The following is a 25,791-nucleotide window of genomic DNA, read 5'->3' on the forward strand; positions in this document are numbered from 1 at the left end:
CCGTCGGCGGGCGGGACGGTCCGCCTCGCCGGCGCATCGGCGTGCGCCTATCATCACATCACGCCAGGGCCGGCGGGAACCCAGGGCGGGCAGATCGCCACCATTGTCGACCGGCACGCGCAGCCGACGCTTCCGGGAGGTTCGAGGCCATGAGCTGGCTCCCAACGAAGGACCCTATCCTCGGCGACAGGAAATCCTGCGACGCGCTGGAACTCGTCATCGTGCCGCGTGCCCGCGACCTCGGCGGCTTCGCGGTGCGGCGGGCTCTGCCGCACGGCAGGCGCCAGATGGTCGGCCCCTTCATCTTCTTCGATCATTTCGGCCCGGTGCAGTTCGTTGCCGGGCAGGGCCTCGACGTGCGGCCGCATCCGCATATCGGCCTTGCGACGGTCACCTACCTGTTCGACGGACGCATCCTGCATCGGGACAGCCAGGGCCACGTCCAGGAGATCGTGCCGGGCGCGATGAACCTGATGACCGCCGGGCGCGGCATCGTGCACTCGGAGCGCACGCCCCCGTCCGTCCGGGCGACGGGCCATGCGATGCTCGGCTTGCAGAGCTGGATCGCCCTTCCCCTCGGCCGGGAGGAGAGCACGCCGTCCTTCCAGCATTTCGATGCCGGCGCCCTGCCGGTGGTCGAGGACGGCGGCCTCAGGGCACGGATCATCGCCGGTTCGGCCTTCGGTGCGACCGCCCCCGTCGGGATGCTGTCGGACTGGTTCTACGTGGAGGTTGGGCTCGCGGCCGGCGCCACCGCACCGCTCGATGCCGATCATGAGGAGCGTGCCATCTACGTGATCGACGGCGAGATCGACATCGCCGGGGACCGGTTCGAGGGACCGCGCCTGCTCGTCTTCCGGCCCGGCGATCGCATCACCGTGAGAGCGACGTCCGGCGCGCGGATGATGTTCCTCGGCGGGGCGGCCATGGAAGGTCCCCGCTACGTGTGGTGGAACTTCGTTTCATCGAGCAGGGAGCGCATCGAACAGGCGAAGAACGACTGGAAGACGGGCCGCTTCGAGCCCGTTCCTGGCGAGACCGAATTCATTCCGCTGCCGGAGCCCTGACACGGTACGCAATCTGACCGAGGATCGTTATGACGAAGCTGATCGGAATCTCTGGCAGCCTGCGCCGCGGCTCGTTCAACACCGCGCTGCTGCGTGCCACATCGCAACTCGTGCCGGACGACACCGTACTCGCGGTCGAGACGATCCACGGCATCCCGCTCTACGACGGCGACGTCGAAGCAGCCGAGGGCATACCGGAGCGGGTGGCGGCATTGAAGGAGGCCATCGTTGCGGCGGACGGCCTTCTCCTCGTCACGCCCGAATACAACAACTCGCTCCCGGGCGTGTTCAAGAACGCCATCGACTGGCTGTCGCGACCGCCCGCCGACATCGGGCGGGTCTTCGGCGGCAAGCCCGTCGCGCTCATGGGCGCTTCGCCCGGCGGTTTCGGCACGATCCTCAGCCAGAATGCGTGGCTTCCGGTCTTCCACACCCTCGGGGTGAACTTCTGGAGCGGGGGTCGCCTGCTGGTTTCACGCGCCCAGAGCCTGTTCGGGGAAGACGGCGTCCTGTCCGATCAAAGGACAAGGACACAGGTCCAAAACTTCATGGCGGGCTTCGTCGGCTTCGTTCGCTCGCAGCAAGACCTGTCCGCGAAGATGGCGCCGTGATGCGGAGCTCGACCGATCACAACCGAGGTGGGTGAGGACCACATCCGGCATCGGGCGACCGGGGGCATGGAGCCTCCATCATCAGCCGCCTCGTCCCCTCCGTCGTGTTGCGGGCCGGGTGCCGCCCTCGTCCTTCCTCGGGCTTGCGATGCCGCGGACCAGGACGTCGATGATCTGCCGGGCGACCGCGTCCACATCGAGAGGCCCCTTTGGGTCGTACCAGCGCGCGATCCAGCTCAGCGCGCCGGCGCCCGCGAAGGCCACGAGCTTGGGGTCGCACGGGCGAATGGACCCGTCGGCTATGCCATCCTCGACGACACCGCGAAAGCGATGGTCGATCTTGCCCTTGAGAGCGCGAAGCTCACGTCTCGTCTCGGCCGGAAGCGGGTCCTCGCCGACGAGGATCAGGCAACGCCCGAAATCCTCGGTCACGATCCGCGCATATTCGGTCCATAGCGCGATCAGCCGGTCGAGGCCCGTGCCGCCGCCCGCATGCGTCGCGCGGGATGCGGCGTCCAGGCGTTCGAGCCCGATCCGCACGCATTCGAACAGGATCTCGTCCTTGTTCTTCACGTAGTAGTAGATCGTCGGTTTCGAGACGTTCAGCCGTTCGGCCACCTCGTCAAGGGACGTCCTGTGGAAGCCCTGCTCGTTGAAGGCTCTGGCCGCGGCGCGGAGCACGGCCTCGCGCTTCACCTCGCGGTCGCGCTCACGCTCTTCCCGGGTTTTCCAGGGCGACAGGCTCACGGTCGTCATGCCCGCTCGATCGCCAGGGCAATGCCCTGTCCGCCGCCGATGCACATGGTCACCAGGCCGTAGCGACCGCCCGTGCGCGCGAGCTCATAGGCGCATTTCACGGTGAGCATCGCGCCCGTCGCGCCGACGGGATGGCCGAGCGCAATCGCTCCGCCGTTGGGATTGACGCGTGCCGGGTCGAAGCCGAGTTCCCGCGACACCGCACAGGCCTGCGCGGCAAAGGCCTCGTTGGATTCGATCACGGCGAAATCCTCGACCTTGAGGCCGTTGCGCGCAATGAGCGCCCGTACGGCGGGCACCGGCCCGATGCCCATCACGCCCGGCTCCACCCCGGCATGGGCGTAGCCGACGATGCGGGCGAGCACCGCCTTCCCTTCGCGCAGAGCCCGCGCCTCCTCCATCAGCACCAATGCCGCAGCCCCGTCGTTGATGCCGGAGGCATTGCCGGCAGTGACCGTGCCATCCTTCCTGAAGGCGGGTCTCAGGCCGGCGAGTGCCTTGACCGTCGTGTCCGGCTTGGCGTGCTCGTCCGTGTCGAAGACCAAGGTGTCGCGGCCCTTCTGCACCTCGACGGGCAGGATCTGCTCGCGAAAGCGCCCCTCGGCGATGGCGACGCCCGCGCGCCGCTGGCTCTCGGCGGCGAAGGCATCCTGCTCCGCCCGGCTCACGCCCCAGCGTTCGGCGACGTTCTCGGCGGTCACGCCCATGATGCCGTTGCCGAACGGGTCGGTGAGGATGCCGGTCAGGTGATCGACGAGGATCGCATCGCCCATGCGCTGGCCGAAGCGCCCCTGCCGCAGGAGGTGCGGCGCGCGGCTCATCGTCTCGGCCCCGCCGGCCACCGCGATCTCGCAGTCGCCGAGCATGATCGACTGGGCGGCCGAGACGATGGCCTGGACGCCGGAGCCGCACAGGCGGTTCAGCGTCATGGCCGGAACCTCGGCCGGAACGCCCGCCTCCATCGCCGCGACGCGCGCCAGATAGGCATCCTGCGGCTCGGTGACGATCACATTGCCGAAGACGACGTGGCCGACCTCCCCGCCCGCGACAGCGGCCCGGCGCAGGGCTTCGCGAACGCACAGGGCGCCGAGCGCAGTCGGCGGCTTGCCGGAGAGCGAACCGCCGAAACCGCCGATCGCCGTGCGCACGCCCGCCGTGATCACAACCTGCCTGTTCATGAGCCCGCTCCCCCTCACGCCGCACTCGCGGCCGGCGCGTAGAGCGCCTCGATCTCGGCGGCATATTTCCGGGCGATGTTGGCGCGCCGGACCTTCATCGTCGCCGTCACCTCGTCGTCATCGTGATCCAGCTCCTTGGTCAGGAGGTGGAAGCGCTTGACCTGCGCCACTGGGGCGAGCTCGGCATTGGCCCGCTCAATCTCCGCGGCGACCAGCGCGCGGACGTGCGCGTTCTCGGCGAGGCTGCGGAAATTGCTGAAGCCGATGCGCCGGCTCTCGGCCCATTGCGCCACGGTCTCGCCGTCGATCTGGATGAGCGCGGTCACATAGCGCCGCCCGTCCGCCACCACGATGCACTCCTTGATGTAGGCGCTCGTCTTGACCGTGTTCTCGATCTCGGACGGGCTCAGGTTCTTTCCGCCGGCCGTGATCATGATGTCCTTGAGGCGATCGACGATCCTGACCTCGCCCTCGACGAGGGCGGCGACGTCCCCGGTGTGCAGCCAGCCGTCGCGCAGGACCGCGCGCGTCGCCCGCTCGTTGCGGTAATAGCCCTCGAAGACGATGTCCCCCCTGACCAGCAGCTCGCCGCCGTCACCGAGCCTGATCTCGGCGCCAGTGACGGGCCCACCCACTGCCCCCGGCACGAGGCGGCCGAGCCGCTGGCCCGTCGCCATGCCGGATGTCTCGGTAAGCCCGTAGACCTCGACAAGCGGCACGCCGAGCGTGCGGAAGAAGCGGACGATGCGCTGCGGGATCGGCGCGGCCCCCGTGAGCGCCACCTGCACCTTGCGCAGGCCGACGAAGTTCTGCAGCGCCCGGAAGATCAGCGCGTAGTAGAGCGCGAAGATGGCCTTCTCGCGCCAGCTTCGGTTCGCTCTGGGCTTCTCTGCGAAGGGTTCGCAGGCGCGCATGCCGGCCTCGAACAGGCGCTTGCGCCAGCCGCCGGCCTCGACGAGCTTGATGTGGATGGCGGAGTGGAGCTTCTCCCAGATGCGCGGCACGCCGAGAAAGAGGCTCGGCGCGACCTCGCGCAGATCTTCCTGCACGGTCCTGATCGACTCGCCGAATGAGACGCAGGAGCCCGCATAGATCGGCGCCATGGTGCTCAGCATCTGCTCGGCGACGTGGCACAGCGGCAGGTAGGACAGATTGGTCGTCGTCGCGTCGATGCCAAGGCGCTCGATGGTGCCGGCCGCCTGGGCGCGCATGTTGCGGTAGCTGAGCATGGCCCCCTTGGGCTTGCCCGTGGAGCCCGAGGTATAGACCATGAGGCCGATGTCGCTCATGTGCTGGCAGGCAAGATGCGCGTCGATCGCGCCGGGCTCGGCATCTTCCCGTTCGGCGCCCAGCCGTTCGACGTCGGCGAAGAGCGTGATGCGGTCGCTCGCGTAGTGGCGCAGGCCCTTGGGGTCGATTACGACGATGCGGCGCAGCTTCGGCAGCTCGTGCAGCCGCTCCAGCACCTTGTCGGTCTGCTCCTGGTCCTCGCAGACGACGATCTCGACCTCGGCATGGCCGAGGACATAGGCGACCTCGTTCGCCGGGCTGGTCGGATAGACGCCGATGCTCACGGCCCCGACGAGCCCCGCGCCGAGCTGGGCGATCACCCATTCCGCGCAGTTTTCCGAGAGGATCCCGACATGGCCCCCGTCGCTCAGCCCGAGCGCCCGGAGCCCGAGGCCGAAGTGGCCGGCACGGCTGTAGAAGCAGGCGCAGGTGATCGGCTGCCAGATGCCGAAGTCCTTCTGCCGCAAGGCGATGCGATCGGGCATGCGCCTTGCGTTCTCGCGCAGCATCTGCGGCAGCGTCAGCGGCGGCAGTGCGGGAGCTGCGGACATGGGGCGACCTCCCTCAGGACAGCCAGCGCTTGCGGCGCTTGTAGTGCTTGACGTCGCGGTAGCTCTTGGCGTCTCCGGCTCCGCCGAGGCCGAGATAGAACTCGCGCACGTCCTGATCGCGGATCAACTTATCGACCGGCCCCTCGATCACGAGCTTGCCGGTCTCCATGATGTAGCCCTCGTGGGCCACGGCGAGCGCGACCGTCGCGTTCTGCTCGACGAGCAGCATGGAGACGCCCTCATCCGCGTTGATCCGCGCGATGATCGTGAAGATCTCCTCGACCATCTTGGGCGCGAGGCCGAGGGACGGTTCGTCGAGCAGGATCAGCGACGGCTCGGCGACGAGAGCCCGGCCGATGGCAAGCATCTGCTGCTCGCCGCCGGACAGATAGCCCGCAAGCCCCTTCCGGCGCTCGTAGAGGCGCGGAAAGTAGGCGTAGACGCGGTCGAAGGAGGGCGTCGGCAGTCCCCGCCCGGAAAGGGCGAAGGTGGCGGCCGTCAGGTTCTCCTCCACGGTCAGGTCTTCGAAGATGCGGCGGCCTTCCATGACGTGGAAAAGCCCCCGCCGGACGAGCGCGTGCGGTGGAAGCGCGGCGATGTCCTCCCCCTCGAAGCGGATCGCGCCGCTGGTCACCGCCCCGTCCTCGATGCCGAGCAGATTGGAAACGGCCTTCAGGAGCGTGGACTTGCCGGCCCCGTTCGAACCAAGAAGGGCGACGATCCGCCCCTTCGGCACGACGAGCGAGAGGCCGCGCAGCACCTGGATGGTCCGGTTGTAGACGACCTCGATGTTGTCGACTTCGAGCAGGTGCTGCGCGGCCATGGCATCAGGCTCCGAGGCGGATCCAGTCGGAGGCCGGCACCATCTGCCTGGCCTTGCCGTCAAAGGCGTAGATCCGCCCGACCGGCACGGAGTTGCCGGGGATCGAGATCGGCACGCCGAAGAGGCCGCCGGTGTCGAAATCCTTGATGCCGTTGAGCCCGACCTTGAGATTGGCGCCCGTCAGTTCCTTGCCGGCGGAAAGCGTGCGCTTCACCGCCTCGCACATCAGGAGCGCGGTGACGAAGCCCTGCAGATAGGCCGTCGACTGATACTCCGGCCGCATCTGCCTGATCTTCTCCAGCATCGGGCTCTTGCCCTCGCTGTCGTAGTAGTAGCGATAGGGCATGACGCCCATGAAGCCCTCGGCCACCTCGCCCATGCGTTGGACGGTGGAGTTGTCCATGCTCCAGAAGGTGCCCATGAACTTGCTGCGCAGGCCCATCTGCCTGGCCTGGGTGATGAACTCCGGGATGGGCGCCAGCACGTAGCCGTGGAAGATGGTGAAGTCCGGGTTGGCGCGGCGCAGCTTCAGCACCTCGGTCGAGACGTCGACGCTGCCCGGCGGCGTGACGATCTTCTCCACGACGTTGAGGCCGAGGGTCTTGGCGAGCGTCTCGCTCGGCGCGATGGGATCGCGGCCGAATTCCGTGTCGGAATAGACGAAGGCAAGCCTGGCCGCGGGCTTCTCCTTGGCGATGTAGCGCAAGAGAATGCCGAACATCTCCGAATAATCCGGCCCGGCCATGAACTGCAGCGGATATTTCCTGGGATCGTTGAGTTCGCTCGCGAAGGAGGCTCCGGCCATGATCATGGAGCCGCGGCGTTCGAGCTCCGGATTGATCGTCTTCGAGAAGCCGGTCGAGTCGCCGTAGTAGAGCGAGACCTTCTCCTGGCCCGTGATCTTGTTGAAGGCGGCAACCGAGGCGTCGACCTTGTAGCCCGTGTCCTCGGCGACGTACTTGATCTTGCGGCCCTCGACGCCGCCCGCGTCATTGACGATCTTCAGATAGTCCTGGATGCCGGCATGGATGCCGACGCCGGCGAAGGCGAAGACGCCCGTGAGGGGGATCGAGCCGCCGAGCACGATCTCGCCCCCACCCTGTGCCGCGAGCGGCCGGATGCCGAGGGCGAGCCCCGCCCCCATCGCCGCGCCCCCGCCGAGCACGTTCCTTCTCGTGAATTCCCTCGTCATCATCAGCCTCCCTGTCCTGAGCCGCTCTTGCGGGCGGCTTGCGCGCGATTGCCGGCCCCTCAGGTCTTGAAGGGCCAGAGATGGAAGAAGCGGCGGATGCGGCACCAGATCTCGGCGAGCCCGTGCGGCTCGAAGATCAGGAAGCCGACGATGAGCGCGCCGAAGACGATGGTGCGCACCGGCGCGAGCAGCGCCAGCGCATCCGGATAGAAGGGCGTGACCATCCCGGCGGCGAACTTCAGCACCTCCGGCACCATCGTCATGAAGACCGCGCCGAGGATCCCGCCGAGAACGGTGCCCATGCCGCCGACGATGATCGCGGCGAGATAGAAGATCGAATTGACGAGGGGGAAGCTCTCCGGCGTCACGACGCGGAAGAAATAGGCCCAGAGCCCGCCGGCGAGCCCGGCGTAGAAGGACGAGACGGCGAAGCTCATGAGCTTGTAGCGCAGGAGCGGAATGCCGAGCACTTCGGCCGAGATGTCCCGGTCGCGGATGGCGATGAAGGCCCGGCCGATGCGCGTGCGGAAGAGATTGGCCGCTCCGAGCACCATGAGGACCGTCACCGGCATGATCGGCCAGTAGAGCTGGAAGGGCTGGTCGAGTGCCACGCCGAAGAGGGTGGCCGGCGGCATTGACAGGCCCCGTGCCCCGCCCGTCAGCGACCAGTGCGAGAAGACGAAGTGAAGGACCACCGAGGCGGCGATGGTCGCGATGGCGAGATAGAGCCCCTTCACCCTGAGGCTCGGGATGCCGACGCCGATCCCGACGAGCGCCGTGACGAGCGCACCGGCGAGGAGGTTGATGAGGAAAGGCGTGCCGACATGGATCTCGAGCACGGCGACCGCATAGGCGCCGACGCTCATGAAGGCGGCCTGGCCGAGGCTGACGAGCCCGGTGTAACCCGTGAGGATGTTGAGGCCGGTGGCGCTCGCGACGTTGATGGCGCACAGGCAGGCGAGGAAGAGCCAGTACGGGCTCGCCACGAAGGGGAAGAGGACGGCCGCGACGAGCGCGAGGACGAGCAGCAGCTTCTGCAGCCGCGTGTCGAACAGCGCCTCGTCCGCCGCATAGCTCGTTTTCAGCGTGCCGATGCGCATGGCTAGAGCCTCTCGATCTCGTGCGTGCCGAAGAGGCCATAGGGCCTGAGCATCAGGACGAGGATCATGATGCTGAAGGTGACGAGAAACTTGTACTCGCCGCCAAGGAAGGTGCCGGCGAAAGCCTCGACGACGCCGATGAGAAGCCCGCCGACGAGCGCCCCCACCATGGAGTCGAGCCCGCCGACGATGACGACCACGAGGACCGAGAGGCCGAAGACGCCCATGGTCGGCGAGATGCCGCCGATCGCCCCGACGAGCACGCCTGCGCCCGCTGCGACGGCGCAGGCCACGATCCAGCTCAGCGAGAAGACGCGTGGCACGTCGATGCCGACGGAATAGGCCGCCCCCTGGTCCGCCGCCGTCGCCTTCAGCGCCACGCCGCCGCGCGAGAAGCGCAGCGCCGAGACGCATGCGGCGAGGACGAGCATGGCGGCGAGGAAGCCATAGGCGACCTTGGGCGCAAGATAGGCTTCGCCGAGAAAGATCGGGGCGCTCGGCATGAACTCCGGCAGGCGCAGCGGATCCGCGCCCCAGACGACCTGCACGAAGCCCGCCAGGATGGACCCGAGGCCGATCGTCACCATGAAGACCGAAATCGGGCTCTCGCCAAGCATCGGCCGGATGAGCCCGCGCTCGACGACGGCGCCGACGAGCGCCCCGGAGAGGACGGCGACCGGCAGTGCGATCCAGGCGGGCAGGTGCCAGCCGGCGGCGGCGCCGAAGAAGGCATAGCCGCCGAGCATGAGGATCTCGCCGATTGCCAGATTGACCACCCGCGTCGCCTTGTAGATGAGCACGAAGGCCACACCTGTCACCGCATAGAGCGCGCCCGCCCCGAGCCCGGCGAGAAAGACTTCGGTCAGGAAGAGCCAGTCCATCACGCCGCCTCCGGCGCGGAGAGGCGGCGGCCGAGATCCCCGGCGCCGAGATAGGCGGCGATCACGGCAGGGTCCGCCTGGACGGTGGCCGGGCTGCCCTCGGCGATCACCTGACCGAAGTTGAGCACGACGACATGGTCGGAAATGTCCATGACCATGCCCATGTCGTGCTCGACCATGAGAATGGTCACGTCCCATTCCTCCTTCACGTCGAGGATGAAGCGGGCCATGTCCTCGGTCTCTTCGCGGTTCATGCCGGCGACCGGCTCGTCGAGCATGAGGAGCCGCGGACGCATGGCGAGCGCGCGGGCGAGCTCCACGCGCTTGCGCAGGCCGTAGGGCAGGGTGGCGACCGGCGCGTTGCGGATGTGCTGGATCTCGAGGAAATCGATGATGCGCTCCTCGATCTCGGCACGCAGCGCCAGCTCCTCGCGTCGGGCCCGGCCGCGATAGACGAGCGCATCGAGGAGCCCTGTCTGCATGTGGGCGTGGCGGCCGAGCTTGATGTTGTCGAGCACCGTCATGCCGCGAAAGAGCGCGATGTTCTGGAAGGTGCGTGCAAGGCCGAGGCGCGCGCGCTCCGGCGGCGCCGTCCCGGCGAGGTTGCGCCCGCCGAAGACGATCTCGCCGGCGCGTGGCCGGTAGAAGCCGGAAATGGTGTTGAAGAGCGAGGTCTTGCCGGCGCCGTTCGGGCCGATCACCGCCGTGATCGAGCCCTTCCGCACCGAGAAGGATACATCGGTGAGTGCCCGCACACCGCCGAAGGCGAGCGAGACGCCCTTGACGCTCAGGATCACGTCGTCCGCCGCGCCCGTCATCGACTGCCCTCGAACTGCGGGGCCCGCTTGGCGAGGAAGGCGGCGACACCCTCCGCAAAATCGGCGCCACGGGCGGAAGCCCTGAATGCCTCGCGCTCGCGATCGAGCTGGGCGGCGAGGTCGTTGCCGAGCGATTGCGCGATCAGCGCCTTGATGCGGCCGAAGGCGCCCGTCGGCCCCGCGGCGAGGCGCTCGGCAAGCGCCAGCGCGGAAGCTTGCAGTTCCGCTGCGGGAACCACGCGGTTGACGATGCCCAGCCGCAGCGCCTCGCTGGCATCGATCGGATCGGCCAGCAAGGCGAGTTCCAGCGCCTTGCGCGCACCCACGAGACGCGGCAGCCGATAGGTGGCGGAGCCATCGGGACTGGCCCCGATGCGCGCATAGGCCATGGTGAAGACGGCATCGTCTGCCGCCACGGCGAGATCGCATGCCATGGCGAGGCTGAAGCCGGCCCCCGCCGCCGCGCCGTGCACGGCGGCGATCGACGGCAACGGCAACATGTCCAGCGCCCGCAAGGCCTCGTGCAGCGGATCGATGATCGCTTCCGCCGCCGCAGCAGGATCATCGGCGGAAAAACGGGAGATGTCGCCGCCGGCGCAGAACGCGCGCCCCTCCCCCCTGAGGAGCACCGCCCGCACCCCGCCATCGACATCGATCGCGGCGATCGCATCGCGCAAGGCGCAAGCCGCCTCGACATCGATCGCGTTGAGGAAGCGCGGCCGGTTGAGCGTGACGACGGCGACGGCGCGCTCGATCGTCAACAGAACCGGCCCTTCGGCCTGCTCCATCGGATCCCCTCCCGTGACGGGTCCAGCGATCATTTTGCGTCGCCGGTAACCACTCTACCGCGAAACTATGTGCCTACTCTGAAGTAGCGTCAACGACACCCGAGGGTCCGCGCCGTGCGCAGACACCCAGCCCCGTATCGCAAGAAACCGATCCACTGCTCGGCAAGGTCGTGGTGAGCATGAGGCAATCGTGGAGGCGGCGTCGAGGCTCCTCCGGTGGCGGCAGACGGCGCCAACGCAGGCGCATGTGGCGCAGGCTGCGCGGCGGGAAGGCCTGTCGCTCCGACCGGAGCCGTGAGATCATGTTCGACAATGGCGCGACGGTGAACACCGGGGTCGCGCGCGGTCGCATTCAGCCGTTCACGCATGCCCTTCGTGCCGGCCTGTCCGACGCCATCGCGCCAGTCACGCCTGATGGTCTCGGGAGGGGTGCCATGGTCGACCGCATTCGCTCCATCCTCGCGCGGTTCCCGGAGAACGAAGAGGCTGTCCGCCGTCTCATCGACGAGATACCGGCGTTCGACGCCCTCTGCGACGAGTACCGCGACGCCAGTCGGGAGATCGAAGAACTGGCGAAGCTGACGACGGCCGAGGCGGCCGCGCGTGCCGACGCGCTGCGCCGACGTCGCCAGGCTATCGAAGAGGAGATCCTGACGGCAATCGAAGGACACGAGCCCGTTTGAGGCATGCGCCGCAGCCGGCCGCCGCGAGGCGCTCGTCCCTCGCGTCCGTCCCGACACAGCCGGCACGGACGGCCACGTCTTGCCCATGCCACGCCTTGCCCATGCTACGTCTTGCCCATGCCACGCCTTGCCCATGCCGCGACTGTCCCTCGACGCTCCCACTCGGGGGACCAGCTGCGGTGCCCCGGTCAGCGCCAGCGCTCAAGCCAGGCAAAGATCTCCGGCCAGACATGCGCATAGGCCCGGCGACCAGTCAGTATGGCCACATGCTGCAGGCCCACCCCGATCTCGCCACCGTATTCGAGAAGGCGTACATCCGAATTCGGCATCGCCCGGAGAAACGGGGTCACCGAGGCCGGAGAGGCGATGTCGTCAGCCGTGTTGACGACCGCGAGCGTCGGCACGTGCAGGGAGGATGGCCCGACCGTCCGACCCCGGACCGGCAGCGTTCCGCCGCAGAAGCGATCATCGCGATAGAGCCCCTGCAGGATCTGGTCGACCAGTCTGCCTGAGACGGGCACTTCGTCGAGCGCCCAGCGCTCCACACGCATGTGGATGTCCCATGCCTCGGGATCGGCGAGGCTTGCCACCGCGTCGGCCCACCGCGACCACAGGAAGGACCCTGGCGATGCCAGGACGCCGAGCTGCGACACGAGCGAGCCGGGGACCGCCTGCATCGCCGCCAATCCGCCCGGAGCCAGTGTCACGAGGGCATCGCGGAAGCGGCTCGTTCCCGCTCGGAAGCAGAGCGGCGCGCCGAGGAGCGCGAGCGCGCGGATGCTATCAGGGGCATAAGCGCCGAAGATTGCGGCCAGCGTGCCGCCGAGCGAATGCCCGATGAGGGCGGGCTTCGCGCCCTGCGCCTCGCGCGAAACCAGGGCGGCGGCCTCGCCGATGGCGTCGCCTGCGTATTCGTCGAGACCGGCGCCGTCCTCGCTCCCGGGCGGCGTCCATTCGAGGAGGTACACGCCCGATCCCCGGCGCAGGCAATGGCGAACCGCGCTCACCGAAGGCGCAAGATCCCAGATGTACGGCCGCTTGATGGGGGCCGAAACGATCAGCAGGCTGGGCCGCGCATCCGGCCCGGCATAGGCCCGCAAGCGCCAGTGGCGGCCGGAGGCGACCACGCGGAAGGGGCGCTCCGCCGGCCCGAAGCCGAGCGCGCCGAGGGCAGCCCCCTGCGCCTGGCGAAGGCTGTCCGCCAGCGCGAAGATCGCCCCCGCCGGCCTGCGCATTGCTGCAGCGTCCGGCCGAGGGAGCTCACGGGCTTTTGATGCAATCGACACGGCACGACGTTCGACGTTACCCACCGGTGCGACATTTACGATGCGCCTTCGGGGTATTGTACTGCAAAATACACTATGTATCGCTAATCAACGCAGAAACATACCATAGATATTGACACAACAACAACACGGGCAGGTATGTCAAAATTTAATTTCTTGTAACCTCGCTGCAACTGCGGATAGCCTCATGGCGCGATTGCGGGCGGGGGGCCGAATGCCCGGACCTCGGGTCCGGGAAGGGAGGTGCTCGCCATGGCCAGGCAAGAAACCTCGATCGAAGGCGCCCATCGCGTCAAGCTCGCAGAAGTTGACTGGGACGATCTGATCGAGCCAGGTGCCTATGTCGAACTGGGCACCGGTGATCTCTATCGCTTCCCGAAGGAGGCCCTCATCCCCGGCGGATCGCTGGTCGTCACCAAGGAGAGCCACGGCGCGTCCCGGCTCATCCAGGTCAGCAAGGATCCCTACGTCACGACGATGAGGGCACGGCTCATCTGCGCCCAGCACAACGTCGAGCCGAATTTCTGACGCCTGTCGCGTCATCGTTCACGCCACGACGCAGACGCCGCCCCCGCGCGGCGCGCCGGATGACCGATACGGATGCCCCGGTGTGCGGGGCGTCGGCCTGAGGCGTCAGCGATACCCCCATCCGCCGTCTGCAGGCGGCGGAGGGAGAAGCAGCATGACAACATGGGAGGAAGGCATGATTCGCGAACAGCCCCGGACCCACCGCGGCCGCGTGCCGCGCCCGAGCTTTGTCGTCGGCCGCAGTTCCTGCGGCGGCTGGGTCGTGCGGGCGACCGGAGGGGGCGTCGAGGCTGCCTTCCTCAACCGCACCGAGGCGATCCGCTTCGCGCTGGCGGAGAGCGGCCACCAGCCCGGCGCGGTCGTCCTGGCGCCCTACATCGGGCTCCCGCAGGCGAAGCGGGGCGGATCGCACTGAAGCCGGTCTCATCTCGGAGGAGATGCTGCCGGCGGCCGCCATGCGGGCCGTGGCGATCACGGACCGCGCATCGGCCCGAACACCGACAGGAACGGTGCATCGGGGCTCGTATAGAGCGCCAAGGCGGTGACGGCCACGACCCGGGCCTTCGGATTGATCCACTGGAAGGCGGTGGCCTCGACAAGGGTGAGCGGCCCTGCCTCGACCTTGCCATCCTTGCCCAGGGAGCGCGAGCTGGCGACGCGCCAGGCGAGATAGAGCAGGTCGGCGCTGCCGGCGATCTTGAGCGCGGTGTGCAGGACAGGATAGGCCGCTAGGATCGCGCGAGGCCCAAGCCGACACCGATCAGCATCGAGCTGAAGCTGATGGAGATGCCGAGCATCTGCGGCAAGGGGAGCGGCGTGGCACTCGCGGATCGGGCGGATCCGGACGCGCCCGCCCTCAGGGATGGCGGACGCCGGCGCGGGAGGCGGCTCAGGCTGCGGCGAGGGCAGCCTTCATGCGGGTTTGCAGCCGGGCGAGTTCACGCACGTACGGCTCCCGGTGCTCGTGGTGCCTCTTCCTCAGCGTCTCGATGATGTGGCCCCTCAGACGCGCGTCCATGCGCTTGGTCTCCAGGCGGGACAGTTCCTGTGCGTGGGCAAAATCGAGATCCGTCAGGGTGGCACGCAACGACCGCATCAGAGATTGAAGATCGGGCGAATGGAGACGCGTCCTGGCATCTTCATGCGTCGATACCGCGCTGGGCGCATTGCCAGCGGCCATGGGATTCCTCCTCGGTCTTTCTTGTTTGCTGATCGGGATCTCCCAGGAACAAAATTTGACAGCGTCATGGCGCACGAGGATGCGCATGAGGCCGTTTTCACCGGGGGCCGGAGGCAATGACCGCCGGCCCGGTCCCGATGATCGAGCGGCCGCATGCCGCGTGATCGTGCCCCGCGAGCGGGGGCGGCCGAGGCCGTCGACCCCGAGTGGCCGGCACGGTCACCGGCGCACGCTTGTGACGCCCCTTCGCCCGCAGCGCGGAAGGGGGCCGTTCAGGTCTCATCCCGCCCGTGCACCTGTGCCGGAGGCGCGGTCGCCTCGACGGCGGTGAACCGCTCCAGGATGCGGTAGCTGTGCTCGGCCCCGGGCGGAACGAGCCAGGAGTCCCCCGGTTCCAGTCGGATCGTCTGGCCTTCGATGTGGAGTTCGGCGCGCCCGGCGATCACGTAACCGACCACCTCGTAGTCTCGCCTGTGCGCGGACTTGTGTTCGGTCGGCTCTTCGTCGCGCCAGAGGCGCAGGGACACCCGCTTGCCCGAGGCAAGATAGATCTGTCCTTGCGAGCCCTTGGGCGAATGGCTGCTGCTCACCTTCTGCACGGTGGTGTCGGTCATCGCGGCCTCCCTCGGTGGTTTTCCTCCACGCTCGCGGCAAGCGCGGCCCGCCTCCCGGCGGGCGCGGGACAGGGGATCTGGATCCTCCCCTTGCCGCCTCCCCTTCCTGCGACCGTCTGCGCCCGCAGGATCATCCCGGCATCGCTCGACGCGAGCCCGAGAGGCGACGAAGGGACGGCCCCCTGCGCCGGGCCTCAGCTTCCCGCCCGTCCCGACGACTTCGCTGACGGCGAAGCCCGTCCATGGTAGGCTTCCCGACGGAGATTGGGAGACCCCGCATGCCCATCTTCCTGGACCGCCATGACATGAAGGGGACCACCGCTGCCGAGGTCGCTTAGGCGCATCTCAAGGACCTCGCGGTTCAGGATCGCTACGGCGTCAAGTTCCTCACTTACTGGTTCGACGAGGAGCGAGGGACCACCTTCTGTCTCGTCGAGGCCCCGGACAAGGAGACGGCGCAGCGGGTGCATCGCGAAGCCCACGGTCATGTTGCCGGCGAGATCATCGAGGTGGCCCTCTCCACGGTCGAGGCCTTCCTCGGCCGCATCAGTGACCCGAAGCCGCCGAGTCCATCGTCGGGTGTCGGGGTGGACCCCGCACACAGGACCATCATGTTCACCGACATCGTCGGCTCAACCGCGATGACCGCCCGCCTCGGCGATGTCGTCGCGATGGAGCTTGTGCGTGCGCACGACGCCTTGGTCCGCCGGGCGCTCGCGAGCCATGACGGCCATGAGGTCAAGCACCTGGGCGACGGCATCATGGCCTCGTTCGGTTCGGCTGCGGCTGCGGTCGCGTGCGCGAAGGCAATCCAGAGGTCGTTCGATCGCTACAATCGGGCGAGCAGCGAGCCGATCCATGTTCGCATCGGGCTCGACTCCGGCGAGCCGGTTGAAGACAGCCGCGACCTCTTCGGATCGACCGTCCAACGCGCCTGTCGGCTGTGCAGCGCGGCCGGCCCGGATCAGATCCTGGCTTCGGACGCCGTGCGAGAGGAATGCCGGGACGACGAGGCCTTCACAGACCGCGGCATCAGGAACCTCAAGGGCTTCCGGCAAGCGGTCCGGGCCTATGAGTGCCGGTGGCGCGCCGAGTGCTCCGGCTGAACAGGCACTGCCCGGACCGAACATGCGATCCCGCCCGCCGGATCACCTCCGGGCAGGGGCAATGCCCGATGGGACCGGCCGATGATCGTGCGGCCGAGCCTCGAGGCTGCCGTCGATGACGGGCAGCTGCAGTTCGTCGATCAAGCCGGCCCGACGGGCTTCGCGGGCCCCCAGTGCGTCCAGGATCTCCTGCAGCGTGCTGCGGTTCGATCCATAGAGCACCGTGCCCCCGAGAACGCCGGCAATCCCGATGACGAGCATCAAGGGATCGAGCCGGAACCGCCCGAACGCGACGGCCACAAGCAGCAGCACGCCGGCGACGGCTGCGGCCTTCGCCGCCACGCCGATCTTCCGGCAGCGCTCAGCGGCCTCGGCCAAGGCCTCGATCTCGGCCTCCAGCTCGGCAATCTCGTCGTGCGGATCGGGCATCATCTCACTCGCTGGCCGCCGAACGGCGGCAGCTGGCCAGACCTGCTCACAGGCCCCCCGACAAGAGGCCCTCTCGACATCGGCCTGCGCAAGCCCACCCCCGCCCGGACATGGAGCAGACGGCATCCATACTCCATCGACACCTCACAGGCGAAGCACCCCCCGGCCTTCAGCACCGCCGGCGCCTGCCCTTCCCCACTTCTCACAGGCCTGTGCCCCGCGCAGTGCGGGCGTCACGCCGGCATCAGGAGACGCGGGCCCTGGCCGTCGCACGCCTGTTCACCCCAGGAACCGCGCGTCCGCCAGATCGTCTCTCCCGTCCTTGCTCAGGCGTGCGCAGTCCCTGCCCCGCTCCTTGCGACAAGGGCCGCCGCCGCCCTGCCTGCGGCTTCGATATAGGTCGGGTCACGGTGAACGAGCACGAGCGAGAACGCACCGTCCATCAGGAGGACGATCTGCCGGGCGAGCAGAGACGCATCGGGCAAGCCCTCAGCCTCGATCATGCGGCCCAGCCAGGCTTCGAACTTCTTCTTATGGGCGGCCCCGACCTTCACAGCCGGATGTCCGGGCATGTTCGCGAGTTCCGCCGCGGTTCTCAGGAAGCCGCAGCCCTTCCACTTGCGATGGCGCGCCGACTTGCCGAGGTTTGCGAAGATCGCCTCGACCTTGTCGGCCAGCGTCCCCTCGGCCTCGTCGAACCATTTGGCAAACAGGGCGAGGTTCGGCTGGTCGCGGGATTCGAGATAGGCGGCGACGAGCTCGTCCTTGGTCTTGAAGTGATAGTAAAGCGTGCGCTTGGTCACGCCCGCCCTTTCCGCCACCGCGTCGACGCTGACGCTACGAATGCCCTCGCCATAGAACAGGCGGTTCGCGGCATCGAGAATTCGGTCACGGGTTCGATCTGCGTTTCTCGGCATGCCGGAATGTATACCGACTAGTGAGTATACACAAGGCATGCTTCGCCATAGACCTTCGGCCCGGATGTTCGTCCCCGACTGGAGGGTGAGAGCAATGACGGATCCGGTACTGATCGACGTAAGGGGCAATGTCGCGCTTCTGACCCTCAACCGGCCAGACAAGCTCAATGCGCTGAGCTATGGGCTCAACGACCTGCTCATGCGGCTCCTCGACCGCATCGAGGAGGACGATGCGGTCCGCGCCGTCATCCTCACGGGAGCGGGCGAGCGGGCCTTCTCTGCGGGAGGCGACATTCGCGAGTTCTCCGAAAGCGTGCGCATGGGACCGGACATCGCCGTCCGCGATTTCGTGCGCCGCGGCCAGGCCATGACGGCGCGCATGGAGGCCTTCCGGAAGCCGATCATCGCAGCGGTCAACGGCATAGCCTACGGTGGAGGCTGCGAGATCACCGAGGCAGTCCATCTGGCGATCGCGAGCGAGAGGGCCGTCTTCGCGAAGCCCGAGATCAATCTCGGCATGCCGCCGACCTTCGGCGGAACGCAGCGCCTGCCGCGCCTGGCAGGGCGCAAGCGGGCCCTGGAACTGCTGCTGACCGGCGACAGCTTTTCGCCGCAGCGGGCCTACGAACTGGGCCTCGTCAACAAGATCGTCCCGCATGACGATCATCTGCCCGCCGCGTTCGAGATGGCCGATCGCATCCTGCGGCATTCGCCGCTGGCGGCGGCCAGCATCATCACCGCAGTGACGCGCGGGCTCAACATGACCATCGCCGAAGGTCTGCAGATGGAAAGCGAGCAATTCGCGCGTGTCGTGCCGACGCGCGACATCCGCGAAGGGCTGAACGCGTGGATCGAAAGACGCACCCCCGTCTATGCGGGCTGCTAGACCACGCCGCGCCGAGGCCACGCGCCGCGCTCCCCAACGCGCGGCGCTCCATCAACTGACCCGCGACAGGGAGACGGGGATGACCGCTCACAGCAGCTTCACGAGGGAGGCCTTCGCAGCCGTCAAGCAGAACGATCGGGCGGGGCCGGTCCACATGCTCAACCTCATCCGGCTCAGGGATCGAGCCGCCCATCCCGATGGCCGGCAGGCATCGGGAACCGACGCCTACGCCGCGTACAGCGAGACGAGCGCGGCCGTCTTTGCGCGCCTCGGCGGCAGGATCGTCTGGCGCGGCGGATTCGAACTGATGCTGGTCGGGCCTGCGGCCGAGCAATGGGACATCTGCTTCGTCGCCGAGTATCCGAGTGTCGATGCGTTCGTCGCCATGATGCGCGATCCCGTCTATCGCGAAGCCATGGCTCACCGGCAGGCGGCGTTCGCGGACTCGCGGCTCATCCGCCTGAAGCCCCTCGCGTCGGGTTCAAGCTTCGGCCACGGCCTGTTGCCGGGAGCCGACAGCAGGGCCCGGGAGCGCGCAGCGGATATCGGTTGAGCTCGGCTTTCGGCGGGCCGCCCTGAAGAGGAGACCGGAAGGCTGCGATTTCCCGCGATGGCGGGCGATGCGCGGCAATTGCCGGAACCTGTCGCCGCCCGCAGGACGGCAGGTTCCCGCCCCGGCATGTGCTGTGCGGGATCCGGTTCGGAGGATCACTCCCGGCCGATGATCCGCAGCGCCGCGTCGATCGGCGCCATTTCGGCACCAAACCGAGTCGGGCGGCCAACTGCCGAGCGACGCCGCCCACGGAGGTGTCCGGCCGCGATCCATCCGCGGCGCCGTCCCCTTCCGCGCCGGGCTCACACCCGTTCAAGACGCTGGTGCGGGGGTGATGGCAGCTCCACCCGAATCGCGGCGCCAGGCTGCACCACGCCACCGGCGAGGACGATGCCCATGATGCCGGCCTTGCGGATGAGGTTGCCTTGTTCGTCGCGTCCCAGGACGGCCTTCATCAAACCCGGCTGAAAGTCGTCGAGCTGCTTGCACGGGTTGCGCAACCCGGTGATTTCGATCACGGCACCGTCCGCGCCAAGATGCAGACGCGTACCCCGCGGCAGCGCGAGAAGGTCGACGCCACGCGTGGTGACGTTCTCGCCCATGTCGCCAGCGGACACCGAGAGCCCCGCGGCCCGCAACTCGTCGAAGAGCTCCGCGTGAATGAGATGCACCTGACGCAGGTTGGGCTGGCTCGGATCGACCGCCACCCGCGAGCGATGCTTGACGGTCTCGCCCATATGCGCGTCACCTTCGACGCCGAGCCCAGCCAGAAGGCGGATGCTGTCCTGCCGCTCCTTGCTGAAGGTGTGGCCGGCGCTCCGGCTCACCGCAACCACGATCCCGCCGCCACCGCCCGTCATCATCCGTAGTCCCGTCATTCCTCGTGCCCAGGCCCCTTGTGCCCAAGCCGCGGAGTGGCGCGGCGCGTTCGACTTGCCGATCGACGCTCCCGGGAAAGCCGCCCGCGCAAGGCTTTCAGCCGGCGCCGTATCGGGAGAATCGCCTTGCGATGTCCCTCAACACCCGCCGATATCGTTTGGTGCCGGATTGACCAAGAGGAACTGCGACGAACGTTCGATCGCCGTGGCAGCCAATCCTGTAGCCGCGCGGCCAGCGATGTGGCGCGGCCCGGGAGAACCTGTAGTCGCTTCCTTCGAGGAACATGAGATCAAGGCCGAGGCCGACCCGATCGGTGCCGGCGATGGCGGCCACAAGGGGGCGTGGCGGGCCATGGCGCGAGGAATATCCGGCCCGTCGGCGCCGAGGAACATGCCGACGCCGTTGAAGCCGATACAGCCGCCACGCCGTGCACAGGCTCGGATCTGGGCATCGGTGACATTGTGCTCGTGGTCGAAGAGCACGCGCGCGTTCGAATGGGAAAAGACGGGCGGACACGTCAGGGGCATGTCGAGCACCTCCAGTCGCTCCGACATCGCCTCACCGACGATCCCGTAGTCCGACACGCGCAGCAGCAGGGACCACCCGCCGCCGGGCACGCCGACCGGAAGACCCTCGAGCTGTTCGAGAACCACATCCCGGCGTGCCTCGCGCCCGGCGACATAGGCGGGCAGGGTCGCGATGGATCGGTCGAGGGCGATGGTGACGGCGTCCTGCCCGATGCCGACCGGAACCACGACATTGGCCAGCGAAACTGCGACCGGATCCGGCATGCAGCTTTCGGGAGCGACGATCCTGCCGACGCGCCAGCCGATCATGCGAAGCTCCTTGGCCGACGAGCCGACCGTGATGGTGCGCTCGGCCATGCCCGGCAGCCTGCGGGGTGGATGTCCCCCCTCCCTTCACGCGGCCGGGCGAAAAGCCTTGCAGACGCTGGGATCGGTGTCGAGGCGCGGGCCGCCGATGAGGTCGATGCAATAGGGCACGGCGGCGAAGATCGCGTCGAGGCAGGTGGCGATGGCGGAGGGCTTGCCTGGCAGGTCGACGATCAGCGTCGTGCCGCGGGTGCCGGCGACCTGCCGCGACAGGATCGCCGTCGGCACCTCCGTCAGGCTCGCCGCGCGCATGGCCTCGCCGAAGCCCGGCAACAGGCGCTCGCAGACATCGGCCGTCGCCTCCGGCGTCACGTCGCGCGGGGCAGGTCCCGTGCCGCCCGTGACAAGGACGAGCGGGCAGCGCAGGTCGTCCGCGAGCTCACGCAGAACCTCGGCGATGAGCGGACGCTCGTCCGGCACGAGGCGCCGCTCCGGCCGCCAGGGCGTGACGAGCACGCGCGCGAGATAGGCCGCGATCGCCGGGCCGCCGCGATCCGCGTAGAGGCCGCGGCTTGCCCGGTCCGAGACGGTGACGATGCCGATGGGCAGCTCCGGCCCCCGCCCCGCCTCGCTCACGCGGCTGCCCCCTCGTCGATGGCCGCCGACCGTTCCGCGGCCGCCAGCGCGCACAGGACCGCGCGGCGCAGGAAGACGCGGCCCGGGTCCGCCTCACGCGCCATCAGGCCGACGAGGCTCATCCACTCCTCGTCGCTCGCCCCGGCGGTGAAGGCGCCTACGGCGTCGGCGACGAAGGCGCCCGGCGTCACGCCCTGCCGCGCGGCCGCCGCCTGCACGCGCGCGACGAGCGGCAGGCCCGCCCGGCCGGCGCCGGCGGCCGGAGCACCGGCATCAAGGCCGGCGACGATCGCGACCGCCGCCGTCTCGTCGTCGAGCCGGGCCGCGAGATCCTTCAGGAGATCGCCGAGCAGCATGGTGCCCTTGCCTCGTGATTTGCCTGCTACTGAACCAGCGGACCGGCGGCCGCCCCCATCTCGACGCCCGTGATCGTCGCGCGCCCGGCGAGCACGCCGACATACTGGGCCATCGCCCGCTGCTCCACCGCCACCGCGAGGTAGGCGGCGATGCGCGCATGCACCAGCGCGAAGGGCAGCTCGCGCCCCGGGTGGCGCTGAGCGAGGCGGATGATGTGCACACCGTAGCGGGTCACCACCGGCTCGGGTGTCAACTCCCCGGGCGCCAGCGCGACGAGTGCGGCCTCGAATTCCGGCGTGGTCTCACCGGGCGTGATCTGCCCGAGATTGCCGCCCTGCGCGGCCGAAGGGCAGGCGGAATGGATGCGGGCGAGCTCGGCGAAGGCCCCCGGCCGCTCGCGCAGCAGGGCGAGCACGGCCTCGGCCTGGGCGCGCGCGGCGGCGAAGGCCTCCGCGTCGTCCCGGCGGGCGGCGAAAAGGATGTGCGCGGCCTCGCAGATGTCCGGCGAGCGGAAGCGATGCCTGTTCTGCTCGTAGTAGCGGCGGCAGGTCTCCTCGTCGGGCACGGGCGTCACCACTTCCCGCTCGACGAGGGCGCGGATCAGCGCCTCCTCGTCGGTTTCGCGCCGCCCCGCGGCATCCGTGCGCGGCGCCGGCGCGAGGCCGAGGCGGCGTGCCTCCTGAAGCAGGAGCTCGCGCACGACGAGGGCCTGCGCCGCCCTCTTCCAGGCGGCTGTCGGGCTCGGCGCCGGGTGGTGCTGCACCTCGCGCGCGATGGCCGCGCGTTCGATGGCGACACCGTTGACGCTGACGCGCGCCTGCCCGGCATCGAGGTTCGGCGTGCGGATCGAGCAGCCCATGGCCTCCCCTCCCGGCTCATTCGGCCGGCAGGCGCGCCGCGCCCACCGCGACCGGCCCCGCTGCGCGCTTCGTGCGCACGACCTGGTAGCCGCGCCGGCCGAGGTACCAGACGGGCGCGCTCCACACATGCACGAGGCGTGTGAAGGGGAAGACGAGGAAAATCGTCATGCCGAGAACGAGATGGGCCTTGAACACGGGATGCGCGTCCGCGATCAGCGCCGAGGCGCCGGGCTCGAGCGTCAGGATACCCTGCGCCCAGGTCATGAAGCGTACCATCTCCTCCCCGTCGAGATGCTGCAGCGAAACCGGGATGGTGACGAGGCCCAGGACGAGCTGGGCGTAGAGCATCAGGAGGATGGCGATGTCGCCGAAGGAGGACGTGGCGCGGATGCGTGGATCGAACAGCCGGCGGTGCACGAGGAGTGTCAGGCCGACGAAGCAGGCGATGCCGGCGACGCCGCCGACGACGATGGCGAGCATCTGCTTCGCCCCGTGCGAGATGCCGATGACCTCGAAGAGCCGGATCGGCGTGAGGAGCCCGACGAAATGGCCGGCGAAGATGACGAGGATGCCGATGTGGAACAGGTTCGAGCCCCACATCAGCTGGCGCCGGCGCAGGAGCTGGCTGGAGCCCGTCTTCCACGTGTACTGCTCGCGGTCGAAGCGCAGCCAGCTGCCGACGAGGAAGACGGTCAGGCAGAGATAGGGGTACCAGCCGAAGAGGACGTGGTTGAACGTGGTCATGGGTCGGGACCTCCTCTCAGGCGTTGGCGCCGCTGGCGGGGCGTTTCGCCGCCCGCAGGCGCGCGACCAGGCCGTCGCGGCAGCCGCCGGCCGCACCGGGCCCGAAGGTGACGGGCTCGTCCTCCCAGGTGGCATCGAGGGCCGCGAGATCCTGCGGATCGGGATCGGGCGAGGCGACGAGCGTCGCCACCTCCTCCGCCCCGGGCTTGTGCGCCGCCACCGCGACGAGGGCGCGGAAGACGGCCGCATAGGCGCTGCCGCGCCGGTCGAGCCGCTCGGCGAGCGCGGCGAGAATGTGCGCCGGCTGGCCGAGGAGGTCGCAAGCCTGCGGCAGCGACCGCGTCGACAGGAATTCGAGGAAGAGCGGCAGATAGTCCGGCAGCTCGGAGGCGGCGATGACGAGCCCCTCGGCCTCGTAGAGGCTCTTCAGGTCGATCATCGCCTGGCCGCGGTCGCGGCTCTCGCCGTGCACGTGCTCGAAGAGATGCAGCGACAGGGAGCGCGTCCGGTCGAAGAGAAGCACGTAGCGCTCCTGGGCGTCGAGAAGATCGCCGTCGGCGATCTCCTCGATCAGGGGGGCGAGCGCGCGCTGCTCGCGCGCCGGCACGATGGCCTCGGCCGCGAGCAGGCCGGGGAAGTCGCGCACCGCCTCCTTGAGTTCCTCTGTCGGGTAGCTCAGAAGGAGCGACAGCACCTTGAAGGAGCGCAGCATCACGCCATCTCCATCGGGTTCTTCGCACGGTTGCCCGCGCGTTTCGGCGTGCCGAAGAGGTTCGTCTCGCTCGTGCCGCCGGAGCAGCCGTTGCCGAAGGAGAAGCCGCAGGAGCCGCGCAGGTCGTAGGCATCCTCCCCGAGCTCGCGATGCGCCGTGGGGATGACGAAGCGGTCCTCGTAATTGGCGATGGCCATGACCTGGTACATCTCCTCTATCTGGCCGCCGCTCAGGCCGACGCGGGCGGCAAGCCCCTCGTCGAGGACGCCCTCGATGGTCTTCGCCCGCATGTAGCCGCGCATGGCGAGCATGCGCTCGAGGGCGAGCGCCACCGGGCGCTCGTCGCCGGCGGTGAGCAGATTGGCGAGATAGCGCAGCGGGATGCGCAGGGAGCGCACGTCCGGCATGGCGCCGTCCGTGCCCATGCGGCCGGCCGCGACGGCCGACTGGATCGGCGAGAGCGGCGGCACGTACCAGACCATGGGCAAGGTGCGGTATTCCGGGTGGAGCGGGAAGGCCACCCGCCATTCCATCGCCATCTTCCACACGGGCGAGCGGCGCGCCGCCTCGAGCCAGCTGTCCGGCACGCCGTCGGCGCGGGCCTGGGCGATGACCTCCGGGTCGCCCGGATCGAGGAAGAGGGAGAGCTGCGCCTGGTAGAGGTCGCGCTCGTCAGCCACGCTCGCGGCCTCGGCGATGCGGTCTGCGTCGTAGAGCACCACGCCCAGATAGCGGATGCGCCCGACGCAGGTTTCCGAGCAGACCGTGGGCTGGCCGGCCTCGATGCGCGGGAAGCAGAAGATGCACTTCTCCGACTTCCCAGAAGACCAGTTGTAGTAGATCTTCTTGTAGGGGCAGCCCGAGACACACATGCGCCAGCCGCGGCACTTGTCCTGGTCGATGAGGACGATGCCGTCCTCCTCGCGCTTGTAGATGGCGCCCGAGAGGCAGGCCGCGACGCAGGTCGGGTTGAGGCAGTGCTCGCACAGCCGCGGCAGGTACATCATGAAGGTATTCTCGAAGGCGCCGTAGATCTCCTTCTCGACGCCCTCGAAGTTGTAGTCGGCCGAGCGCTTCTCGAACTCGCCACCGAGGATCTCCTCCCAGTTCGGTCCCCAGGCGATCTTCTCCATGCGCTCGCCGGTGACGAGCGAACGGGGCCGCGCCGTGGGCATCGCCTCCATCTCCGGCGCCGTCTGCAGGTGCTCGTAGTCGAAGGTGAAGGGCTCGTAGTAGTCGTCGATCTCCGGCAGGTCGGGATTGGCGAAGATCTTGGCGAGCACCCGCCACTTGCCGCCGATGCGCGGCTCGATGGTGCCGTTCCTGCGGCGGACCCAGCCGCCGTTCCAGCGCTTCTGGTTCTCCCAGTCCTTGGGATAGCCGATGCCGGGTTTGGTCTCGACGTTGTTGAACCAGGCGTATTCCATGCCCTCGCGGTTGGTCCACACGTTCTTGCAGGTGACCGAACAGGTGTGGCAGCCGATGCACTTGTCGAGGTTCAGCACCATCGCGATCTGTGCGCGGATCTTCATG

Annotated in this window: 29 protein-coding genes and 1 pseudogene; 8 read left to right on the forward strand and 22 right to left on the reverse strand. The window is 68.5% G+C overall.

Features of this window, described 5'->3' with window-relative positions; all coding sequences use genetic code 11:
- The first annotated feature begins 149 nt into the window (after nucleotides 1–149).
- Both QNA08_RS16900 and QNA08_RS16905 read left to right on the forward strand, forming a co-directional pair.
- Entirely contained in the window at nucleotides 150–1,067 is a 918-nt protein-coding gene (locus tag QNA08_RS16900; protein ID WP_283741898.1) for a pirin family protein, read from the forward strand.
- Between the two features lie 29 nt (nucleotides 1,068–1,096).
- Complete coding sequence (locus tag QNA08_RS16905) at nucleotides 1,097–1,678, forward strand: NADPH-dependent FMN reductase (protein ID WP_283741899.1); 582 nt, start codon at nucleotides 1,097–1,099, stop codon at nucleotides 1,676–1,678.
- An 81-nt stretch (nucleotides 1,679–1,759) separates the two neighbouring features.
- Here the strand turns inward: QNA08_RS16905 and QNA08_RS16910 are convergent, their stop codons facing one another.
- Genes QNA08_RS16910 through QNA08_RS16950 form a run of 9 tightly spaced genes read right to left on the reverse strand, consistent with a single transcriptional unit; the run spans nucleotide 1,760 to nucleotide 11,055 of the window.
- Nucleotides 1,760–2,434, reverse strand: a complete 675-nt coding sequence (locus tag QNA08_RS16910; RefSeq protein WP_283741900.1) for a TetR/AcrR family transcriptional regulator — start codon at nucleotides 2,432–2,434, stop codon at nucleotides 1,760–1,762.
- Nucleotides 2,431–3,612 (reverse strand): beta-ketothiolase BktB, encoded by a 1,182-nt coding sequence (gene bktB, locus QNA08_RS16915; RefSeq protein ID WP_283741901.1) that lies wholly within the window; start codon nucleotides 3,610–3,612, stop codon nucleotides 2,431–2,433. Before bktB ends, QNA08_RS16910 begins: the two co-directional genes overlap by 4 nt.
- 14 nt (nucleotides 3,613–3,626) lie before the next feature.
- On the reverse strand, nucleotides 3,627–5,453 hold the full coding sequence (locus QNA08_RS16920; RefSeq protein WP_283741902.1) for an AMP-dependent synthetase/ligase: 1,827 nt from the start codon (nucleotides 5,451–5,453) through the stop codon (nucleotides 3,627–3,629).
- A gap of 13 nt (nucleotides 5,454–5,466) precedes the next feature.
- Nucleotides 5,467–6,276 (reverse strand): ABC transporter ATP-binding protein, encoded by an 810-nt coding sequence (locus QNA08_RS16925; protein ID WP_283741903.1) that lies wholly within the window; start codon nucleotides 6,274–6,276, stop codon nucleotides 5,467–5,469.
- 4 nt (nucleotides 6,277–6,280) lie between these two features.
- Nucleotides 6,281–7,471 carry an ABC transporter substrate-binding protein gene (locus QNA08_RS16930; RefSeq protein WP_283741904.1) on the reverse strand — a complete coding sequence of 397 codons (1,191 nt, stop codon included), beginning with the start codon at nucleotides 7,469–7,471 and terminating at the stop codon, nucleotides 6,281–6,283.
- 56 nt (nucleotides 7,472–7,527) lie between these two features.
- Complete coding sequence (locus QNA08_RS16935; protein ID WP_283741905.1) at nucleotides 7,528–8,568, reverse strand: branched-chain amino acid ABC transporter permease; 1,041 nt, start codon at nucleotides 8,566–8,568, stop codon at nucleotides 7,528–7,530.
- 2 nt (nucleotides 8,569–8,570) lie between these two features.
- The gene (locus QNA08_RS16940; RefSeq protein WP_283741906.1) at nucleotides 8,571–9,449 is read right to left on the reverse strand and encodes a branched-chain amino acid ABC transporter permease; all 879 of its coding nucleotides are present in this window, start codon (nucleotides 9,447–9,449) and stop codon (nucleotides 8,571–8,573) included.
- Nucleotides 9,449–10,267 carry an ABC transporter ATP-binding protein gene (locus QNA08_RS16945; protein WP_283741907.1) on the reverse strand — a complete coding sequence of 273 codons (819 nt, stop codon included), beginning with the start codon at nucleotides 10,265–10,267 and terminating at the stop codon, nucleotides 9,449–9,451. Before QNA08_RS16945 ends, QNA08_RS16940 begins: the two co-directional genes overlap by 1 nt.
- Nucleotides 10,264–11,055 (reverse strand): enoyl-CoA hydratase/isomerase family protein, encoded by a 792-nt coding sequence (locus QNA08_RS16950; protein ID WP_283741908.1) that lies wholly within the window; start codon nucleotides 11,053–11,055, stop codon nucleotides 10,264–10,266. Before QNA08_RS16950 ends, QNA08_RS16945 begins: the two co-directional genes overlap by 4 nt.
- A 302-nt stretch (nucleotides 11,056–11,357) precedes the next feature.
- On the opposite strand from QNA08_RS16950, the gene QNA08_RS16955 reads away from it, so the two are divergent.
- Nucleotides 11,358–11,738 (forward strand): hypothetical protein, encoded by a 381-nt coding sequence (locus tag QNA08_RS16955; RefSeq protein ID WP_283741909.1) that lies wholly within the window; start codon nucleotides 11,358–11,360, stop codon nucleotides 11,736–11,738.
- A 188-nt stretch (nucleotides 11,739–11,926) separates the two neighbouring features.
- Here the strand turns inward: QNA08_RS16955 and QNA08_RS16960 are convergent, their stop codons facing one another.
- Nucleotides 11,927–12,865: an alpha/beta fold hydrolase gene (locus QNA08_RS16960; RefSeq protein WP_283741910.1), complete on the reverse strand. Its 939-nt coding sequence runs from the start codon at nucleotides 12,863–12,865 to the stop codon at nucleotides 11,927–11,929.
- A 411-nt stretch (nucleotides 12,866–13,276) separates the two neighbouring features.
- Here QNA08_RS16960 and QNA08_RS16965 point away from each other — a divergent pair, with 411 nt between their 5' ends.
- Complete coding sequence (locus QNA08_RS16965; protein WP_283741911.1) at nucleotides 13,277–13,552, forward strand: hypothetical protein; 276 nt, start codon at nucleotides 13,277–13,279, stop codon at nucleotides 13,550–13,552.
- A 175-nt stretch (nucleotides 13,553–13,727) separates the two neighbouring features.
- On the forward strand, nucleotides 13,728–13,967 hold the full coding sequence (locus QNA08_RS16970; RefSeq protein WP_283741912.1) for a hypothetical protein: 240 nt from the start codon (nucleotides 13,728–13,730) through the stop codon (nucleotides 13,965–13,967).
- Nucleotides 13,968–14,441: 474 nt separating this feature from the next.
- On the opposite strand, the gene QNA08_RS16975 is transcribed toward QNA08_RS16970, so the two are convergent.
- Together QNA08_RS16975 and QNA08_RS16980 are read right to left on the reverse strand one after the other, a co-directional pair.
- Entirely contained in the window at nucleotides 14,442–14,732 is a 291-nt protein-coding gene (locus QNA08_RS16975) for a hypothetical protein (RefSeq protein WP_283741913.1), read from the reverse strand.
- A 272-nt stretch (nucleotides 14,733–15,004) separates the two neighbouring features.
- On the reverse strand, nucleotides 15,005–15,346 hold the full coding sequence (locus tag QNA08_RS16980) for a cupin domain-containing protein (protein ID WP_283741914.1): 342 nt from the start codon (nucleotides 15,344–15,346) through the stop codon (nucleotides 15,005–15,007).
- A 278-nt stretch (nucleotides 15,347–15,624) separates the two neighbouring features.
- On the opposite strand from QNA08_RS16980, the pseudogene QNA08_RS16985 reads away from it, so the two are divergent.
- Nucleotides 15,625–16,452, forward strand: a pseudogene (locus tag QNA08_RS16985) (nickel-binding protein).
- Nucleotides 16,453–16,494: 42 nt separating this feature from the next.
- Here the strand turns inward: QNA08_RS16985 and QNA08_RS16990 are convergent.
- On the reverse strand, nucleotides 16,495–16,884 hold the full coding sequence (locus tag QNA08_RS16990; protein WP_283741915.1) for a hypothetical protein: 390 nt from the start codon (nucleotides 16,882–16,884) through the stop codon (nucleotides 16,495–16,497).
- A 323-nt stretch (nucleotides 16,885–17,207) separates the two neighbouring features.
- Entirely contained in the window at nucleotides 17,208–17,798 is a 591-nt protein-coding gene (locus tag QNA08_RS16995) for a TetR/AcrR family transcriptional regulator (protein WP_422679941.1), read from the reverse strand.
- A gap of 94 nt (nucleotides 17,799–17,892) precedes the next feature.
- Between QNA08_RS16995 and QNA08_RS17000 the strand changes: the two genes are divergently transcribed.
- Nucleotides 17,893–18,684 (forward strand): crotonase/enoyl-CoA hydratase family protein, encoded by a 792-nt coding sequence (locus tag QNA08_RS17000; protein ID WP_283741916.1) that lies wholly within the window; start codon nucleotides 17,893–17,895, stop codon nucleotides 18,682–18,684.
- A 79-nt stretch (nucleotides 18,685–18,763) separates the two neighbouring features.
- Complete coding sequence (locus tag QNA08_RS17005; protein WP_283741917.1) at nucleotides 18,764–19,237, forward strand: DUF1330 domain-containing protein; 474 nt, start codon at nucleotides 18,764–18,766, stop codon at nucleotides 19,235–19,237.
- A gap of 302 nt (nucleotides 19,238–19,539) precedes the next feature.
- On the opposite strand, the gene QNA08_RS17010 is transcribed toward QNA08_RS17005, so the two are convergent.
- The 8 genes from QNA08_RS17010 to narH all read right to left on the reverse strand — a co-directional run bounded on the left by QNA08_RS17010 (nucleotide 19,540) and on the right by narH (nucleotide 25,790).
- Nucleotides 19,540–20,100 (reverse strand): MOSC domain-containing protein, encoded by a 561-nt coding sequence (locus QNA08_RS17010; protein WP_283741918.1) that lies wholly within the window; start codon nucleotides 20,098–20,100, stop codon nucleotides 19,540–19,542.
- Between the two features lie 153 nt (nucleotides 20,101–20,253).
- Complete coding sequence (locus QNA08_RS17015) at nucleotides 20,254–21,000, reverse strand: membrane dipeptidase (protein ID WP_283741919.1); 747 nt, start codon at nucleotides 20,998–21,000, stop codon at nucleotides 20,254–20,256.
- 36 nt (nucleotides 21,001–21,036) lie between these two features.
- Nucleotides 21,037–21,585, reverse strand: coding sequence for a molybdopterin adenylyltransferase (mog, locus tag QNA08_RS17020; protein WP_283741920.1), 549 nt, complete (start codon nucleotides 21,583–21,585; stop codon nucleotides 21,037–21,039).
- A complete protein-coding gene (locus QNA08_RS17025; protein WP_283741921.1) occupies nucleotides 21,582–21,941 on the reverse strand; it encodes a hypothetical protein in 360 nt (119 codons plus the stop codon). The genes mog and QNA08_RS17025 overlap by 4 nt, the downstream gene beginning before the upstream one ends.
- Before the next feature lie 26 nt (nucleotides 21,942–21,967).
- Complete coding sequence (locus QNA08_RS17030; RefSeq protein ID WP_283741922.1) at nucleotides 21,968–22,801, reverse strand: peptidylprolyl isomerase; 834 nt, start codon at nucleotides 22,799–22,801, stop codon at nucleotides 21,968–21,970.
- A 16-nt stretch (nucleotides 22,802–22,817) separates the two neighbouring features.
- Nucleotides 22,818–23,546 (reverse strand): respiratory nitrate reductase subunit gamma, encoded by a 729-nt coding sequence (gene narI, locus QNA08_RS17035; RefSeq protein ID WP_283741923.1) that lies wholly within the window; start codon nucleotides 23,544–23,546, stop codon nucleotides 22,818–22,820.
- 16 nt (nucleotides 23,547–23,562) lie between these two features.
- On the reverse strand, nucleotides 23,563–24,258 hold the full coding sequence (gene narJ, locus QNA08_RS17040; RefSeq protein ID WP_340322328.1) for a nitrate reductase molybdenum cofactor assembly chaperone: 696 nt from the start codon (nucleotides 24,256–24,258) through the stop codon (nucleotides 23,563–23,565).
- Entirely contained in the window at nucleotides 24,258–25,790 is a 1,533-nt protein-coding gene (narH, locus tag QNA08_RS17045) for a nitrate reductase subunit beta (protein ID WP_283741924.1), read from the reverse strand. The genes narJ and narH overlap by 1 nt, the downstream gene beginning before the upstream one ends.
- Nucleotide 25,791: the final 1 nt, after the last annotated feature.

It is taken from the genome of Chelatococcus albus, from assembly GCF_030067675.1.
Classification (GTDB): Bacteria; Pseudomonadota; Alphaproteobacteria; order Rhizobiales; family Beijerinckiaceae; genus Chelatococcus_A; species Chelatococcus_A albus.

Bases quoted from the DNA above. Each gene is read 5' to 3' on its own strand.
- QNA08_RS16905 (WP_283741899.1), top strand. From the start codon at position 1,097: ATGACGAAGCTGATCGGAATCTCTGGCAGCCTGCGCCGCGGCTCGTTC.
- QNA08_RS16935 (WP_283741905.1), bottom strand. From the start codon at position 8,568: ATGCGCATCGGCACGCTGAAAACGAGCTATGCGGCGGACGAGGCGCTG.
- QNA08_RS16990 (WP_283741915.1), bottom strand. From the start codon at position 16,884: ATGATGCCCGATCCGCACGACGAGATTGCCGAGCTGGAGGCCGAGATC.
- QNA08_RS17010 (WP_283741918.1), bottom strand. From the start codon at position 20,100: ATGATGACGGGCGGTGGCGGCGGGATCGTGGTTGCGGTGAGCCGGAGC.
- QNA08_RS16965 (WP_283741911.1), top strand. From the start codon at position 13,277: ATGGCCAGGCAAGAAACCTCGATCGAAGGCGCCCATCGCGTCAAGCTC.
- QNA08_RS16945 (WP_283741907.1), bottom strand. From the start codon at position 10,267: ATGACGGGCGCGGCGGACGACGTGATCCTGAGCGTCAAGGGCGTCTCG.
- QNA08_RS16930 (WP_283741904.1), bottom strand. From the start codon at position 7,471: ATGATGACGAGGGAATTCACGAGAAGGAACGTGCTCGGCGGGGGCGCG.
- QNA08_RS16900 (WP_283741898.1), top strand. From the start codon at position 150: ATGAGCTGGCTCCCAACGAAGGACCCTATCCTCGGCGACAGGAAATCC.
- QNA08_RS16925 (WP_283741903.1), bottom strand. From the start codon at position 6,276: ATGGCCGCGCAGCACCTGCTCGAAGTCGACAACATCGAGGTCGTCTAC.
- QNA08_RS17015 (WP_283741919.1), bottom strand. From the start codon at position 21,000: ATGGCCGAGCGCACCATCACGGTCGGCTCGTCGGCCAAGGAGCTTCGC.
- narI (WP_283741923.1), bottom strand. From the start codon at position 23,546: ATGACCACGTTCAACCACGTCCTCTTCGGCTGGTACCCCTATCTCTGC.
- QNA08_RS16940 (WP_283741906.1), bottom strand. From the start codon at position 9,449: ATGGACTGGCTCTTCCTGACCGAAGTCTTTCTCGCCGGGCTCGGGGCG.
- bktB (WP_283741901.1), bottom strand. From the start codon at position 3,612: ATGAACAGGCAGGTTGTGATCACGGCGGGCGTGCGCACGGCGATCGGC.
- QNA08_RS17005 (WP_283741917.1), top strand. From the start codon at position 18,764: ATGACCGCTCACAGCAGCTTCACGAGGGAGGCCTTCGCAGCCGTCAAG.
- QNA08_RS16910 (WP_283741900.1), bottom strand. From the start codon at position 2,434: ATGACGACCGTGAGCCTGTCGCCCTGGAAAACCCGGGAAGAGCGTGAG.
- QNA08_RS16950 (WP_283741908.1), bottom strand. From the start codon at position 11,055: ATGGAGCAGGCCGAAGGGCCGGTTCTGTTGACGATCGAGCGCGCCGTC.
- QNA08_RS16975 (WP_283741913.1), bottom strand. From the start codon at position 14,732: ATGGCCGCTGGCAATGCGCCCAGCGCGGTATCGACGCATGAAGATGCC.
- narH (WP_283741924.1), bottom strand. From the start codon at position 25,790: ATGAAGATCCGCGCACAGATCGCGATGGTGCTGAACCTCGACAAGTGC.
- QNA08_RS17000 (WP_283741916.1), top strand. From the start codon at position 17,893: ATGACGGATCCGGTACTGATCGACGTAAGGGGCAATGTCGCGCTTCTG.
- QNA08_RS16980 (WP_283741914.1), bottom strand. From the start codon at position 15,346: ATGACCGACACCACCGTGCAGAAGGTGAGCAGCAGCCATTCGCCCAAG.
- QNA08_RS16955 (WP_283741909.1), top strand. From the start codon at position 11,358: ATGTTCGACAATGGCGCGACGGTGAACACCGGGGTCGCGCGCGGTCGC.
- QNA08_RS17025 (WP_283741921.1), bottom strand. From the start codon at position 21,941: ATGCTGCTCGGCGATCTCCTGAAGGATCTCGCGGCCCGGCTCGACGAC.
- QNA08_RS16995 (WP_422679941.1), bottom strand. From the start codon at position 17,798: ATGCCGAGAAACGCAGATCGAACCCGTGACCGAATTCTCGATGCCGCG.
- narJ (WP_340322328.1), bottom strand. From the start codon at position 24,258: ATGCTGCGCTCCTTCAAGGTGCTGTCGCTCCTTCTGAGCTACCCGACA.
- QNA08_RS17030 (WP_283741922.1), bottom strand. From the start codon at position 22,801: ATGGGCTGCTCGATCCGCACGCCGAACCTCGATGCCGGGCAGGCGCGC.
- QNA08_RS16970 (WP_283741912.1), top strand. From the start codon at position 13,728: ATGATTCGCGAACAGCCCCGGACCCACCGCGGCCGCGTGCCGCGCCCG.
- QNA08_RS16920 (WP_283741902.1), bottom strand. From the start codon at position 5,453: ATGTCCGCAGCTCCCGCACTGCCGCCGCTGACGCTGCCGCAGATGCTG.